Source organism: Burkholderia sp. E168m15, from assembly GCF_016586105.1.
In the GTDB taxonomy this organism is placed as follows: domain Bacteria; phylum Pseudomonadota; class Gammaproteobacteria; order Burkholderiales; family Burkholderiaceae; genus Burkholderia; species Burkholderia orbicola.
This window is the reverse complement of sequence record NZ_BCPO01000071.1, coordinates 1-14,457: the sequence shown is the minus strand read 5'-3', so window position 1 is coordinate 14,457 and position 14,457 is coordinate 1. Positions and strand designations below refer to the sequence as shown.

16 protein-coding genes are annotated in these 14,457 nt (G+C 68.0%); 6 read left to right on the top strand and 10 right to left on the bottom strand.

Annotated elements, in window-relative coordinates:
* Positions 1-23: 23 nt before the first annotated feature.
* From JMF86_RS11445 to upp, 10 genes are all read right to left on the bottom strand, one after another.
* On the bottom strand, positions 24-359 hold the full coding sequence (locus JMF86_RS11445) for a YggL family protein (RefSeq protein ID WP_006478219.1): 336 nt from the start codon (positions 357-359) through the stop codon (positions 24-26).
* Between the two features lie 126 nt (positions 360-485).
* On the bottom strand, positions 486-1,955 hold the full coding sequence (gene rng / locus JMF86_RS11440; protein WP_011545847.1) for a ribonuclease G: 1,470 nt from the start codon (positions 1,953-1,955) through the stop codon (positions 486-488).
* A gap of 8 nt (positions 1,956-1,963) precedes the next feature.
* Complete coding sequence (locus JMF86_RS11435; protein WP_006478221.1) at positions 1,964-2,596, bottom strand: nucleoside triphosphate pyrophosphatase; 633 nt, start codon at positions 2,594-2,596, stop codon at positions 1,964-1,966.
* Positions 2,597-2,647: 51 nt separating this feature from the next.
* A complete protein-coding gene (rlmH, locus tag JMF86_RS11430) occupies positions 2,648-3,118 on the bottom strand; it encodes a 23S rRNA (pseudouridine(1915)-N(3))-methyltransferase RlmH (protein WP_006478222.1) in 471 nt (156 codons plus the stop codon).
* Positions 3,119-3,136: 18 nt separating this feature from the next.
* Complete coding sequence (rsfS, locus tag JMF86_RS11425; RefSeq protein ID WP_006484266.1) at positions 3,137-3,580, bottom strand: ribosome silencing factor; 444 nt, start codon at positions 3,578-3,580, stop codon at positions 3,137-3,139.
* Positions 3,581-3,584: 4 nt separating this feature from the next.
* Complete coding sequence (locus JMF86_RS11420; RefSeq protein ID WP_054928028.1) at positions 3,585-4,316, bottom strand: nicotinate-nucleotide adenylyltransferase; 732 nt, start codon at positions 4,314-4,316, stop codon at positions 3,585-3,587.
* A gap of 8 nt (positions 4,317-4,324) precedes the next feature.
* On the bottom strand, positions 4,325-5,248 hold the full coding sequence (gene hemF, locus JMF86_RS11415) for an oxygen-dependent coproporphyrinogen oxidase (RefSeq protein ID WP_054928027.1): 924 nt from the start codon (positions 5,246-5,248) through the stop codon (positions 4,325-4,327).
* Positions 5,249-5,366: 118 nt separating this feature from the next.
* A complete protein-coding gene (gene purD, locus JMF86_RS11410; RefSeq protein ID WP_011694339.1) occupies positions 5,367-6,647 on the bottom strand; it encodes a phosphoribosylamine--glycine ligase in 1,281 nt (426 codons plus the stop codon).
* A gap of 105 nt (positions 6,648-6,752) precedes the next feature.
* Entirely contained in the window at positions 6,753-7,481 is a 729-nt protein-coding gene (locus JMF86_RS11405) for a YebC/PmpR family DNA-binding transcriptional regulator (RefSeq protein WP_006478227.1), read from the bottom strand.
* Between the two features lie 228 nt (positions 7,482-7,709).
* The gene (upp, locus tag JMF86_RS11400) at positions 7,710-8,360 is read right to left on the bottom strand and encodes a uracil phosphoribosyltransferase (RefSeq protein WP_006478229.1); all 651 of its coding nucleotides are present in this window, start codon (positions 8,358-8,360) and stop codon (positions 7,710-7,712) included.
* 208 nt (positions 8,361-8,568) lie between these two features.
* Between upp and JMF86_RS11395 the strand changes: the two genes are divergently transcribed.
* The 6 genes from JMF86_RS11395 to kdpB form a co-directional block, all read left to right on the top strand.
* Positions 8,569-9,348 (top strand): SDR family oxidoreductase, encoded by a 780-nt coding sequence (locus JMF86_RS11395; RefSeq protein WP_054928026.1) that lies wholly within the window; start codon positions 8,569-8,571, stop codon positions 9,346-9,348.
* 52 nt (positions 9,349-9,400) lie between these two features.
* Positions 9,401-9,793: a methylglyoxal synthase gene (locus JMF86_RS11390; protein WP_006478230.1), complete on the top strand. Its 393-nt coding sequence runs from the start codon at positions 9,401-9,403 to the stop codon at positions 9,791-9,793.
* A 172-nt stretch (positions 9,794-9,965) separates the two neighbouring features.
* Complete coding sequence (locus tag JMF86_RS11385) at positions 9,966-10,940, top strand: quinone oxidoreductase (RefSeq protein ID WP_054928025.1); 975 nt, start codon at positions 9,966-9,968, stop codon at positions 10,938-10,940.
* 324 nt (positions 10,941-11,264) lie between these two features.
* Positions 11,265-11,357, top strand: coding sequence for a K(+)-transporting ATPase subunit F (kdpF, locus tag JMF86_RS11380; protein ID WP_006752209.1), 93 nt, complete (start codon positions 11,265-11,267; stop codon positions 11,355-11,357).
* Positions 11,354-13,159: a potassium-transporting ATPase subunit KdpA gene (kdpA, locus tag JMF86_RS11375; protein WP_054928024.1), complete on the top strand. Its 1,806-nt coding sequence runs from the start codon at positions 11,354-11,356 to the stop codon at positions 13,157-13,159. Before kdpF ends, kdpA begins: the two co-directional genes overlap by 4 nt.
* Before the next feature lie 54 nt (positions 13,160-13,213).
* A partial coding sequence (kdpB, locus tag JMF86_RS11370) for a potassium-transporting ATPase subunit KdpB (protein ID WP_201316998.1) occupies positions 13,214-14,457 on the top strand: 1,244 nt, incomplete at its 3' end.

Here is a 14,457-nt window from a genome sequence, read left to right as displayed (position 1 = left end):
TGAAACAGCGTGAAACCGGAAAATTAGGCGTCCGGATACCACGCGTCGGCGAATTCGCTGACCTGGACGTCCTTCAGTTCCGGACGGGCGGCCAGCCACCCGCGCACGAGTTCGCGGTCGGCGTCGGTCGTCGTGCCGCGCGGCGCGCCGGAGATCACGTACGCGCCGATGCCTTCGTCCGCGGACGCGACGGTCAGCAGCCCGTTCGCTTCGACGAAGTCGATGAACGCATCGATCAACTGGCCGCGCTCGAGGTCGGTCATTTCATTGCGGTAATGCGCGGTGGCGTTGAACGAGAGTTCCTGGAATTCGCCGATGTGGAGTTTCTTGCGCTGGCGGCGGTTGTGGCCTTGGCTCATGGTGTGTGGTGAATGCGAAAAGGGTCAATGAAAGGGCGGCGGCCGGCGCCGGCGCGGCATGCGCGAACGGCCCGGACGCCGCATCGGGGCGCCGCGCGGCGATGCCGGCGGCGGATGGGCGGAAGGTTACATCAGCACGATATCGTACTGCTCCTGGCTCAGATTCGACTCCACCTGCAGCGACACCGGCTTGCCGATGAAGTCGATCAGCATCGCCAGATGCTGCGACTCCTCGTCGAGGAAAAGGTCGATCACCTGCTGCGCGGCGATCACGCGAAACTCACGTGGATTGAACTGCCGCGACTCGCGCAGGATTTCGCGCAGGATGTCGTAGCACACGGTGCGCGACGTCTTCACCTGGCCCTTGCCCTGGCAGGTCGGGCACGGTTCGCACAGCACGTGCGCGAGCGATTCGCGCGTGCGTTTGCGGGTCATCTCGACGAGCCCGAGCTGCGAGAAACCGTTGACCGTCACGCGCGTGCGGTCGCGCGACAGCGCCTTCTTCAGCTCGGACAGCACCGCGTCGCGATGCTCGGCGTTCTCCATGTCGATGAAGTCGATGATGATGATCCCGCCGAGGTTGCGCAGCCGCAGTTGCCGCGCGATCGTATGCGCGGCCTCGAGGTTGGTCTTGAAGATCGTGTCGTCGAAGTTGCGCGCGCCGACATAGCCGCCCGTGTTCACGTCGATCGTCGTCATCGCCTCGGTCTGGTCGATCATCAGGTAACCGCCCGACTTCAGGTCGACGCGGCGCGACAGCGCGCGCTGGATCTCCGTCTCGATGTTGTACAGGTCGAACAGCGGCCGCTCGCCCGTGTAGTGATGCAGCTTCGGGCTCACGGCCGGCGTGAATTCGCCCGCGAATTCCGACAGGCGCTGGTACGTCTCGCGCGAGTCGACCTGGATGCGCGTCGTGTCGTCGTTCGCGAAATCGCGCAGCACGCGCTGCGCGAGATCGAGATCCTGATACAGCAGACTCGTCGCCGGTAGACGCTGCGCTTGTGCGACGATCGTCGCCCAGGTCTTGCGCAGGTACGTGACGTCGCCGGCCAGTTCGTCGGAGGTCGCATCCTCGGCGATCGTGCGCACGATGTAGCCGCCTTTCTCGTCCGGCGGGATCACGGCCGTCAGGCGCGCGCGCACGGCCTCGCGCTCGGCCTCGCTCTCGATTTTCTGCGAGATGCCGATATGCGGCTCCTGCGGCAGGTAGACGAGCGTGCGCCCCGCGATACTGACCTGCGTCGACAGCCGCGCGCCCTTCGTGCCGATCGGGTCCTTGATCACCTGGACCATCAGCGTCTGGCCCTCGAACACGATCTTCTCGATCGGCTGGTGCGGCGCGCCCGACTGCGGCTCGCCCGCGAGGCGCGGATGCCAGATGTCGGCGACGTGCAGGAACGCCGCGCGTTCGAGGCCGATGTCGATGAACGCCGACTGCATGCCGGGCAGCACGCGCACGACCTTGCCGAGATAGATGTTGCCGACCCGCCCGCGCGACAGCGTGCGCTCGACGTGAAGCTCCTGCACCGCACCTTGCTGGACGAGTGCGACGCGCGTTTCCTGCGGCGTGAGGTTGATCAGGATTTCTTCGTTCATGGTGCGGTTCAGAAGGCGACGCGTGCGGTACGCAGCAGCGCGGCAGTCTCAAAAAGGGGCAGACCCATGATACCTGAATGGGACCCGTCGATTCGCTCGATGAATTCGGCCGCGCGGCCCTGGATCGCGTACGCGCCGGCCTTGCCGAACGGCTCGCCGGTTTCGACGTAGCGCACGTATGCGTCGCGCGGTGCGTTCGAAAAGCGTACCGACGAGCGCGACAGCGCGGGCGGCAGCAGTTCGCCGTCGGCACCGATCACGGCGACGGCGGTCAGGACTTCGTGTTCGCGGCCCGCGAGGCGGGTGAGCATCGCGAGCGCATCGTCGGCGTCGGCCGGCTTGCCGAGGATCGCGCCGTCGATCGTCACCGTGGTGTCCGCAACGAGCACCGGCGCGGCCGGTTTGCCGCTCGCGACGAGACGCGCACGCGCGGCCTCGGCCTTCGCGACGGTCACGCGCCGCACGTACGCGTCGGCGGCTTCGCCGGGCAGTTCGGCTTCGAGCGCCTCGGCGTCCTCGTCGGGGCGCGGCAGCAGCAGCTCGAAGCGTACGCCGATCTGCAGCAGCAGCTCCTGGCGGCGGGGGCTTTGCGAAGCGAGGTAAAGGATCGGGAAAAGCGCGGGGGACGTGCTGGACGGCATGGTGTCGTTATCTCGTTGAGCGCGCCCGGCGCGCGTCTCGAGGACGACACGTCATGCGCGGTGGTAGGGGTGATTCTGCGTGATGCTCCACGCCCGGTAAAGCTGTTCGGCGAGCAGCACGCGCACCATGCCGTGCGGCAGCGTCATGCTCGAGATGCGCAGCAGCACGTCGGCGCGTGCTTTCAGGTCCGGATCGAGCCCGTCGGCGCCGCCGATCACGAACGCGACGTCGCGGCCGTCCTGCTGCCAGCCGGGCAGCGCCTGCGCGAGCTGCATCGTGGTCCAGTCGCGGCCGCGCTCGTCGAGCGCGACGAGGCGCGCGCCCTTCGGCAGCGCGGCCTCGATCTTCTGCCGCTCGGCGGCCATCACGCTTTCGGCGCTGCGGCCGCCCGAACGCAGTTCAGGCTTGATTTCGCGCAACTCGATGCGCAGTTCGGGCGGCATCCGCTTCGTGTATTCGTCGAAGCCGGATGCGATCCAGCCGGGCATCTTGTGACCGACCGCGAGGATGAAAAGCTTCATCGACAGACGCGTGACGGCTCAACGGCGGCGGGCGGCCGTCTTGCGCGCCGGGCGTGCGGGCGCTTCTTCCTCTTCCTCGTCGTCTTCGCTCGCCGTGGCGAAGCCATTGCCCTTGCCGCCGCCCAGCTTCATCCGCACGGGCTTGTCGCCCCAGATTTCCTCGAGGTTGTAGTACTGGCGCAGCGCCGGTTGCAGGATGTGCACGACCGCGTCGCCGCAGTCGACCAGCACCCATTCGCCGGTGTCCTCGCCTTCGGAGCTGACGACGTCGCCGCCGGCTTCCTTGACCTTGTCGCGCACGTTCGACGCGAGCGCCTTGGTCTGGCGGTTGGAGGTGCCCGAGGCGACGACCACGCGGTCGAACAGTTCGGTCAGGTGGCTGGTGTTGAACACCTTGATGTCTTGCGCCTTGACGTCTTCGAGGGCGTCGACGATCACGCGCTGCAGTTTGCGAATATCCATGGATTCAGGAATGGTAGAGGCGATGTTGAAGAATATAGGCCCATACGGCGGCCGGCACATGTTCGGCCGATGCGTGGGGCATTTGCGCATGGCGTGCGATGCATTCGCGCAGGTGCGCGCGGATGTCGGTCGCGGCGATGTCGAACGAAAGGGTCGTATCGATCAGCAGGCGGCCTGCCGGCGTGGCCTTGAGCACGTCGGCGCCGGCCTGCCGCGCGGCGATTTCCCGCGCGACGTCCGGCGGCGCCGCGCCGAGCTCGAAGCCCGGGCGCGTCGACACGCCGATGTGCGCGTAGTCGAACAGCGTGCGCCAGTCGCGCCACGTATCGAGGCGCACGAGCTGGTCGGCGCCGATCAGCAGCGACAGCGATGCATCCGGGCCGATCCGCTCGCGCCAGCGCGCGAGCGTCTCGACCGTGTAGGTCGGGCCGGTGTGCTCGATCTCGTCGGTGGCGACGGTCACGGTCACGCCCGGCAGCACAAGCGAATCCGCCGCCGCGCGCGTCATCGCGAGCCGGTGCTCGGCGGCCGACACGTCGCGCTTCTGGTACGGCTGCCCGGCGGGCAGCAGCACGAGTTCGGTCAGGTCGAGCAGTTCGGCGAACCGGCGCGCGAGCGCGAGATGGCCGTCGTGGATCGGGTCGAAGGTACCGCCCAGCAAGCCGATACGACGCGGCAGCGGGGCGGGGCGGGCGGTGGTGTCCAGAAACGCGTCCTTTCGTTGGGGCAGCGGCACGCGCGGGCTCAGACCCAGTCGCGCGGCACGAGGAAGTCGCTATAGAGGCGCGCTTCCGGCGAACCCGGCTCGGGTTGCCAGTTGTAGCGCCAGTTCGCGACCGGCGGCATCGACATCAGGATCGACTCGGTCCGGCCGCCGCTTTGCAGGCCGAACAGCGTGCCGCGGTCGAACACGAGGTTGAATTCGACGTAGCGGCCGCGGCGGTAGGCCTGGAAGTCGCGCTCGCGCTCGCCGTACGGCAGCTCGGTGCGGCGCTCGACGATCGGCAGGTAAGCGTTCAGGAACGCATCGCCGACGCTTTGCATCAGGTCAAACGAGCGTTCGAAACCGGGCTCCGAGAAGTCGTCGAAGAAGATCCCGCCGATGCCGCGCGTCTCGTTGCGGTGCTTCAGGAAGAAATATTCGTCGCACCATTGCTTGAAGCGCGGGTAGAGCTCGGCGCCGAACGGGTCGAGCGCGTCCTTGCAGGTCTGGTGGAAATGCCGCGCGTCGTCCTCGAAGCCGTAAACCGGTGTCAGATCCATGCCGCCGCCGAACCAGAACACGGGCGCCTCGCCCGGTTTCGTCGCGATCAGCATCCGCACGTTCATGTGGACGGTCGGGCAGTACGGATTGCGCGGGTGCAGCACCAGCGACACGCCGAGCGCCTCGAAGCCGCGGCCCGCGAGCTGCGGGCGCGCCGCGCTCGCCGACGGCGGCAGCGCGTCGCCCGCGACGTCGGAAAAGCCGATTCCCGCGCGTTCGAACACGCGGCCGCCTTCGAGAATCCGCGTGCAGCCGCCGCCGCGCAGGCGTTCGGCCGGCCCGCGCTGCCACGTGTCGGTCGCGAGCGGCGTGCCGTCGAGCGCGCCGAGCGCGTCGGCGATCCGGGTCTGCAGGCTCTGGAGGTACGTGCGCACACGCGCCACGTCGTAGGTCGAATCGGTCATGTCTGGACTGGCGGCCCCCGCCTGACGCGGGGGCCGTAAAAAAAGCATCTGCCGGGCATTCTATCGAACCCCGGCAGAGGGGCCGCCGCCGCGCGGGCGCGGGGCGGCGATTGCGACGTCACGTGCTCTTGCGGTTGAGCGCGCGAAAGCCGATGTCGCGGCGGTACTGCATGCCTTCGAAATTGATCTGGTTGATCGTGTCGTACGCATGCTGCTGCGCTTCGCGCACCGAATCGGCGAGGCCGACCACGCACAGCACGCGACCGCCCGACGTCACGAGCTTGTCGCCGTCGGCGAGCGTCGTGCCCGCATGGAACGTCACGGCCTGTTCGGTTTCGGCCGGGATGCCGTTGATGCGGTCGCCCTTGCGCGGCGCGTCCGGGTAGCCGTGCGCGGCGAGCACGACGCCCAGCGCGGTGCGGCGATCCCAGTCGAGCTCGACCGTGTCGAGCGTGCCTGCGATCGCCTGCTCGACGACCTTCGAGAAATCGCTCTTCAGGCGCGCCATGATCGGCTGCGTTTCCGGGTCGCCCATCCGGCAGTTGAACTCGAGCGTGCGCGGATTGCCGTCCTTGTCGATCATCAGGCCCGCGTACAGGAAGCCCGTGAAGCGGATGCCGTCCTTCTCCATCCCGCGCACGGTTGGCATGATGATCTCGCGCATCACGCGTGCATGCATCTGCGGCGTGACGATCGGCGCGGGCGAATACGCGCCCATGCCGCCGGTGTTCGGGCCGCGATCCTCGTCGAGCAGGCGCTTGTGGTCCTGGCTGGAAGCCAGCGCCAGCGCGTGCTTGCCGTCGACCATCACGATGAAGCTGGCTTCCTCGCCATCGAGGAATTCCTCGATCACGACGCGCGCGCCGGCATCGCCGAGCTTGTTGCCCGACAGCATCATGTCGACGGCCGCATGCGCTTCTTCGAGCGTCATCGCGACGACGACGCCCTTGCCGGCCGCGAGGCCGTCGGCCTTCACGACGATCGGCGCGCCCTTCGCGTCGATGTACGCGTGGGCGGCGGCCGCATCGGAGAAGGTTTCGTAGTCGGCGGTCGGAATGTTGTGGCGCTTCATGAACGCCTTCGCGAAATCCTTCGAGCTTTCGAGCTGCGCGGCTTCGCGGGTCGGGCCGAATACCTTCAGGCCGCGTGCGCGGAACAGGTTGACGATGCCGGCCGCGAGCGGCGCTTCCGGCCCGACGAGCGTGAACGCGACGCCTTCGCGCTCCGCGAAATCGGCGAGTTCGTCGAGCGCCGTGATGTCGACGTTCTTCAGACGCTCGTCCTGCGCCGTGCCGCCATTGCCGGGCGCGACGTAGACCATCTGGACGCGCGGCGATTGCGCGAGCTTCCACGCCAGCGCATGTTCGCGGCCGCCGGAACCGACGACGAGTAGTTTCATGGGATTCCCCGCAGACTAGAAAACAGGGCGGCCGGCACGCTCAGGCGCGCCGGCCGCGAAATCGGTCGGGCCGCCGTCGCAACGCTGCGCGCGGCGGCCGGCATCTCATTCCTCGACGATGACGGCGTTTGTATACACGTCCTGCACGTCGTCGAGGTTCTCGAGCGCGTCCAGGAGCTTCTGCATCTTCGCCGCGTCGTCGCCGGTGAATTCGACTTCGTTCTGCGGCTTCATCGTCACTTCGGCGAGTTCGGCCTTGAAGCCGGCGGCTTCGAGCGCGTCCTTCACCGCGGAAAACGCCTGCCAGTCGCACAGCACCTCGATCGAGCCGTCGTCGTTCGTGTTCACGTCGTTCGCGCCGGCTTCGAGCGCGGCTTCCATCAGCGCGTCTTCCGACGTGCCGGGCGCGAACAGGAACTGGCCGACGTGATCGAACATGAACGCGACGGAGCCGTCGGTGCCCATGTTCCCGCCGAACTTCGAGAATGCGTGGCGCACTTCCGCGACCGTGCGGGTGCGATTGTCGGTCAGCGTGTCGACGATGATCGCCGCGCCGCTGATGCCGTAGCCTTCGTAACGGATTTCTTCGTAGTTCGCGCCGTCCGCGCCGCCGACGCCGCGATCGATCGCACGCTTGACGTTGTCCTTCGGCATGTTCGCGTCGGCTGCCTTGTCGACCGCGAGACGCAGGCGCGGGTTCGAGTTGACGTCGCCGCCGCCGAGGCGCGCCGCGACCTGGATTTCCTTGATCAGGCGGGTCCAGATCTTGCCGCGCTTCGCGTCGGCCGCAGCCTTCTTATGCTTGATGTTGGCCCATTTCGAATGACCAGCCATACCTTTCTCCGTGCCCGGGCGCGCAGCGCGGGCGATTGTTTCAGTGTGTCGTTGAATCGGCGGCCGTTTCGGCGGGCATGAAGCCGCGGGGCCGCGCGTGTCGAGTGGATCGTGATTTTATCACGCGGCGACCGCCGCTTCGGGGCCGCCGCGCATGGCCGAACGGCCGGGGCGGCCGTCGCGGCGCGCCGGGACGCGCGGCATGGCGGCGCCCGACGCCCGGTGCGCTCAGTTCTTGGTGCCGAACAGGCGGTCGCCGGCGTCGCCCAGGCCCGGCACGATGTACGCGTGTTCGTTCAGATGCGAGTCGAGCGACGCGACGAACAGCTTCACGTCGGGGTGCGCGTCCTGGAACACCTGCACGCCCTCGGGCGCGGCGACCAGCGCGACGAACATGATGTTCGCGGCCGGCACGTTGCGGCGCTTGAGCACGTCGACCGCATGCACGGCCGAATAGCCGGTCGCGACCATCGGGTCGCACAGGATGAAGATGCGGTCTTCCAGGTCCGGCAGGCGCACCAGGTATTCGACCGGACGGTGGTCCTCGGCGCGGTACACGCCGATGTGGCCGACGCGCGCGGACGGCACCAGGTCGAGCAGGCCGTCCGACATCCCGATGCCCGCGCGCAGCACGGGCACGATCGCGAGCTTCTTGCCGGCGATCACCGGCGCGTCGACCGCCACCAGCGGGGTTTCGACCCGCTTGGTCGTGATCGGCAGGTTGCGGGTGATCTCATAGCCCATCAGCAGCGTGATCTCGCGCAGCAGTTCGCGGAACGTGCGCGTGGACGTGTCCTTGTCGCGCATGTGCGTGAGCTTGTGCTGGATCAGCGGGTGATCGGTGATGAAGAGGTTCGGGAAACGGCTGTCCTGTTTCATGACGGGGTGCCTTGGCGGCAAAAGGGGATCGGGGGCGGCGGCGGCCATGAGCCGGCCGCCGCTCATGGCCGCAATTTTACCAAGGCGCGCCGCGCGATCCGGATATTATCGACGTCTCACGACAATCCGCGTGCCGCGCACGCCCGTTTGCCCGCCGCCGGCGGCCACGCGGGCCCGTGCCGGCACGCGCGCCACCAGGGAAACGACGATGGATCTCGGCATCGAAGGAAAGACCGCGCTCGTGTGCGCGGCCAGCAAGGGCCTCGGGCGCGGCTGCGCGGAAGCGCTGGCCGCCGAGGGCGTGAACCTCGTGATCGTCGCGCGCACGCGCGACACACTGGAGGAAACCGCGGAAGAGATCCGCGCCGGCGCGAACGTGTCGGTCACGGCGGTCGCGTGCGACATCACGACGCCGGACGGCCGCGCGGCCGCGCTCGCCGCGTGCCCGCAGCCGGACATTCTCGTGACGAATGCCGGCGGCCCGCCGCCCGGCGACTTCCGCGACTTCTCGCACGGCGACTGGATCCGTGCGCTCGAGTCGAACATGCTGACGCCGATCGAGCTGATCCGCGCGACCCTCGACGGGATGATCGGCCGCGGCTTCGGCCGGATCGTCAACATCACGAGTTCGGCCGTGAAGGCGCCGATCGACGTGCTCGCGCTGTCGAACGGCGCCCGCTCGGGGCTGACCGGCTTCGTCGCGGGGCTGTCGCGCAAGGTCGCGGGGCAGGGCGTGACGATCAACAACCTGCTGCCGGGGCTGTTCGACACCGACCGGATCGCGACCACGCTCGCCGCGTCGGCGCAGGCGCAGGGCGTGACGGTCGACGAGATGCGCGCGCGGCGCACCAGGGACATCCCGGCCGGGCGCCTCGGCACGCGCGCCGAGTTCGGCGCGGCCTGCGCGTTCCTGTGCAGCGTGCACGCCGGCTACATTACCGGGCAGAACTGGTTGCTCGACGGCGGCGCGTATCCGGGTACGTTCTGACCCGCGCTTTTCGCTTCACGACGACAACAACCGAACGACGAAGGAACTGGAGATGAGCAAACCCCGCATCGCACTGATTGCGCACGACGCGAAGAAGGACGAGATCGTCGCGCTCGCGGGCCAGTATCGCGAGACGCTCGCGCAATGCCGGCTGGTCGCGACCGGCACGACGGGCGGCCGTATCGCCGCCGCGCACGGGCTCGAGGTCGAGCGCAAGCTGTCGGGGCCGCTCGGCGGCGACCTGCAGATCGGTGCGGAACTCGCCGACGGCCGCGTCGACATCGTCGTGTTCCTGCGCGACCCGATGACCGCACAGCCGCACGACCCCGACATCACGGCGTTGGTGCGCGCATGCGACGTGCACGACGTGCCGGTCGCGACCAACGTCGCGACCGCGCGGATGCTGCTCGACGATCTGGCGCGGAACATGCAGGACGTTTGCTAGGCGCGGGCATCGGCCGATTGTCCCTGCCGGCGGCAGGGCCATGCACGAACGGTGCCGACGCGCGAGAATCGTGCGTCGCCACGCGCGCCTGCCGGCACTCGCACGAATCGGTGCGGCGCGCGCATCGGCGCCCCGGATTTCCCTGACTGACAGACAGAAGAGGAGCAAAACGATGCCGAAAGCAATCCGTTACGACCAGCCGGGCGGCCCGGACGTGATGAAGTGGGTCGATGTCGAGGTCGGCGCGCCGAAGGCGGGCGAAGTCCGCATCCGGCAGCACGCGGTCGGGCTCAACTACATCGACGTGTATTTCCGCACGGGCCTGTATCCGCAACAGCTGCCGGCCGGCCTCGGGATGGAGGCGGCGGGCGAGGTGACGGCCGTCGGCGACGGCGTGACCGCGTTCAAGGCCGGCGACCGTGTCGCCTACGTCGGCCAGCCGCCCGGCGCGTATGCGCAGGAGCGCGTGATGCCGGCCGAGCGCGTCGTGAAGCTGCCGGACGGCATCAGCTACGACGACGCGGCATCGGTGATGCTGCAGGGCCTGACCGCGCACTATCTGCTGCGCCGCACGTACCCGGTGAAGGCCGGCGACACGATCCTGATCCATGCGGCGGCCGGCGGCGTGGGCTTGCTCGTGTGCCAGTGGGCAAAGGCGCTCGGCGCGACCGTGATCGGTACGGTCGGCTCCGACGAGAAGGCCGAGCTCGCGAAGGCGCACGGCTGCGATCATCCGATCGTCTACACGCGCGAGAACTTCACGCAGCGCGTGAAAGAGATCACGAACGGCGCGGGCGTGCCGGTCGTCTACGATTCGATCGGCAAGGACACCTATATCGGCTCGCTCGACAGCCTCGCGCCGCTCGGCTACTTCGTCAGCTTCGGCAATGCGTCGGGGCCGCTGCCGCCGATCGACTCGAAGGAATTCTCGTCGCGCGGCTCGCTGTTCTTCACGCGACCGACGCTGTTCTCGTACATCGCGAAGCGCGCCGATCTCGAAGCCGCGGCCGCCGAGCTGTTCGACGTGATCCTGTCGGGCAAGGTGAAGACGAGCATCAACCAGCGCTATCCGCTTGCCGAAGTCGGCCGCGCGCATGCCGATCTCGAAGCACGCAAGACCACCGGCTCGACGATCCTGGTTCCCTGACGCATCCTTTCTCGTGCCGGCGTCACGCCGGCACATCCCGGGCGGCGCCGGCGGGCCGCCCGTCCTGCCTCCTGTCTTCCGGCCTGTCCGACGTCCCGTCCACTGTTCCCGCTGTACGCGTTTACGCGTTTTTTACACCCGCCCCGATACCTTTGACCCGCCCTTTACGCGCGTTCCCATAAGGTTCTAGTCGTCCGATTTCGACGACGGAGAACAAAAAATGGATGGGGTTTTCATCGGCGCACTGGTGCTCTTCACCGCGCTGATCCTCGGTTTGCTTGCCGGTTGCGACAAGCTCGTGCAATACGGTCGCGGGGGGCGGGCATGACCTGGATGCTTTGGCTGGCGGGCGCCTCGACGGCCCTGCTGTTCGCGTATCTCGTCTTTGCGCTGCTGCGCGCGGAGGACATCGAATGAACGCGAACAACCTGTTGCAGATGGGGCTGTTCATCGTCGTGCTGCTGGCGGCGGCCGTACCGGTCGCGCGCTACCTGAGCGCGGTGATGGACGGCAGCTCGCGCGTCGTGCGCGTGTTCGGGCCGCTCGAACGCGCGCTGTACCGCATCGCCGGCGTCGACGCGGGCACCGAAATGAACTGGAAGCAGTACACGGTCGCGACGATTGCATTCAACGCGCTCGGCGTGCTGTTCCTTTATGCGCTGCTGCGCCTGCAGGGCTTCCTGCCCGGCAACCCGCAGCAGTTCGGCGCGATGACGCCCGACGGCGCGTTCAACACGGCCGTCAGTTTCGTCGCCAACACGAACTGGCAGGACTACACGCCCGAGCAGACCGTCAGCTATCTGTCGCAGATGCTCGGCCTGACGGTGCAGAACTTCCTGTCGGCGGCGACCGGCATCGTCGTCGTGATCGCGCTGATCCGCGGCTTCGCGCGCCACACCGCGCAGACGATCGGCAACTTCTGGGTCGATCTCACGCGCGTGACGCTGTACGTGCTCGTGCCGATGGCGGCGCTCGTCGCCGCGCTGCTGATGAGCCAGGGCGTGCTGCAGAACATGAAGGCGTACCAGGACGTGCCGGTGTTGCAGGCGAGCACGTATGCGGCGCCGAAGCTCGACGCGCAGGGCAACCCGGTGAAGGACGACAAGGGTAACGCCGTCACGGTGCCGACCCCGCTCACGAAGCAGACGCTCGCGATGGGGCCGGTAGCTTCCCAGGAAGCGATCAAGATGCTCGGCACCAACGGCGGCGGCTTCTTCAACGCGAACTCCGCGCACCCGTACGAGAACCCGACGCCGTTCGCGAACTTCATCGAGATCTTCGCGATCCTGATCATCCCGGCCGCGCTGTGCCTGGTATTCGGCCGCATGATCGGCGACCGCCGGCAGGGCATCGCGGTGCTCGCGGCGATGACGGTCGCGTTCGCGGTCGCGACCGGCGTCGAGGTGAGCGCCGAGCAGGCCGGCAACCCGACGCTCGCCGCGCTGCACGTCGACCAGTCGGCCGGCGCGCTGCAGCCGGGCGGCAACATGGAGGGCAAAGAAACCCGCTTCGGGATCGCGCAGACCGGCATCTTCACGGTCGCGACGACGGCCGCGTCGTGCGGTGCGGTCGACGCGATGCACGATTCGCTGACGCCGGTCGGCGGCCTCGTGCCGATGCTGCTGATGCAGCTCGGCGAGGTGGTCTTCGGCGGGGTCGGCTCGGGCCTCTACGGGATGCTCGTGTTCGCGCTGCTCGCGGTGTTCGTCGCCGGCCTGATGATCGGCCGCACGCCGGAATACGTCGGCAAGAAGATCGAATCGTACGAGATGAAGATGGTGTCGATCGTCGTGCTGCTCACGCCGCTGCTCGTGCTGGTCGGCACGTCGATCGCGGTGCTGGCGGACGCGGGCAAGGCCGGCATCGCGAACCCGGGCCCGCACGGCTTCTCGGAAATCCTCTATGCGTTCAGCTCGGCCGCGAACAACAACGGCAGCGCGTTCGCGGGCCTGACGGTCGGCACGCCGTTCTACAACTGGATGACCGCGATCGCGATGTGGTTCGGCCGCTTCGGCACGATCGTGCCGGTGCTGGCGATCGCAGGCTCGCTCGCCGCGAAGAAGCGCATCGCGGTGACGAGCGGCACGCTGCCGACCCACGGCCCGCTGTTCGTCGTGCTGCTGCTCGGCACCGTGCTGCTGGTGGGCGCGCTGACCTACGTGCCGGCGCTCGCGCTCGGCCCGGGTGTCGAGCACCTGATGATGTGGCTGGGCGCGTGACGCGCGCCCGCATGGCGACACATTGAAAAGACTGAAGAGCTTGAAGAGATCGCAATGACTCAACATTCCGCAACACGGTCCATGTTCGATCCGGCGCTGCTGCGCCCGGCGATCGTGGATTCGTTCAAGAAACTCACGCCGCGCACGCAGTTCCGCAACCCGGTGATGTTCTGCGTGTACGTCGGCAGCATCCTCACCACGATCCTGTGGATCGCCGCGCTCGCCGGCCAGGCCGAGGCGCCCGCGGGCTTCATCCTCGCGGTCACGCTGTGGCTGTGGTTCACCGTGCTGTTCGCGAACTTCGCCGAAGCGCTCGCCGAAGGGCGCTCGAAGGCGCAGGCCGCGTCGCTGCGCAGCGCGAAGAAGGACGTGATGGCGAAGAAGCTGAACGAGCCGCATCCGAAGTCGCCGATCCGCATCACGACCGCGTCCGACCTGCGCAAGGGCGACGTGGTGCTGGTCGAGACCGGCGACGTGATCCCGGCCGACGGCGAGGTCGTCGACGGCGTCGCGTCGGTCGACGAGTCGGCGATCACCGGCGAATCCGCGCCGGTGATCCGCGAATCGGGCGGCGATTTCTCGTCGGTGACGGGCGGCACGCGCGTGCTGTCCGACTGGATCGTCGTCAAGGTCACCGCGAACCCCGGCGAGGCGTTTCTCGACCGGATGATCGCGATGGTCGAAGGCGCGAAGCGCAAGAAGACGCCGAACGAGGTCGCGCTGACGATCCTGCTCGTCGCGCTGACGATCGTGATGCTGCTCGCGACCGCGACGCTGCTGCCGTTCTCGATGTTCTCGGTCGACGCGATGAAGGCCGGCCACGTGGTGACGATCACCGCGCTCGTCGCGCTGCTCGTGTGCCTGATCCCGACGACGATCGGCGGGTTGCTGTCCGCGATCGGCGTGGCCGGGATGAGCCGGATGATGCAGGCGAACGTGATCGCGACGTCGGGCCGCGCGGTGGAAGCGGCCGGCGACGTCGACGTGCTGCTGCTCGACAAGACCGGCACGATCACGCTCGGCAACCGCCAGGCGTCGACGTTCGTGCCGGCGCCGGGCGTGACCGAGGAAGCACTGGCCGATGCCGCGCAACTGTCGTCGCTCGCGGACGAAACGCCGGAAGGGCGCAGCATTGTCGTGCTCGCGAAGGAGCGCTTCAACATCCGCCAGCGCGACATGGCGCAACTGCACGCGACGTTCCTCGGTTTTTCCGCGCAGACGCGGATGAGCGGCGTCGACCTGCCCGGCCGCGAGATCCGCAAGGGCGCGGCCGACGCGATCCGCCGCTACGTCGAAAC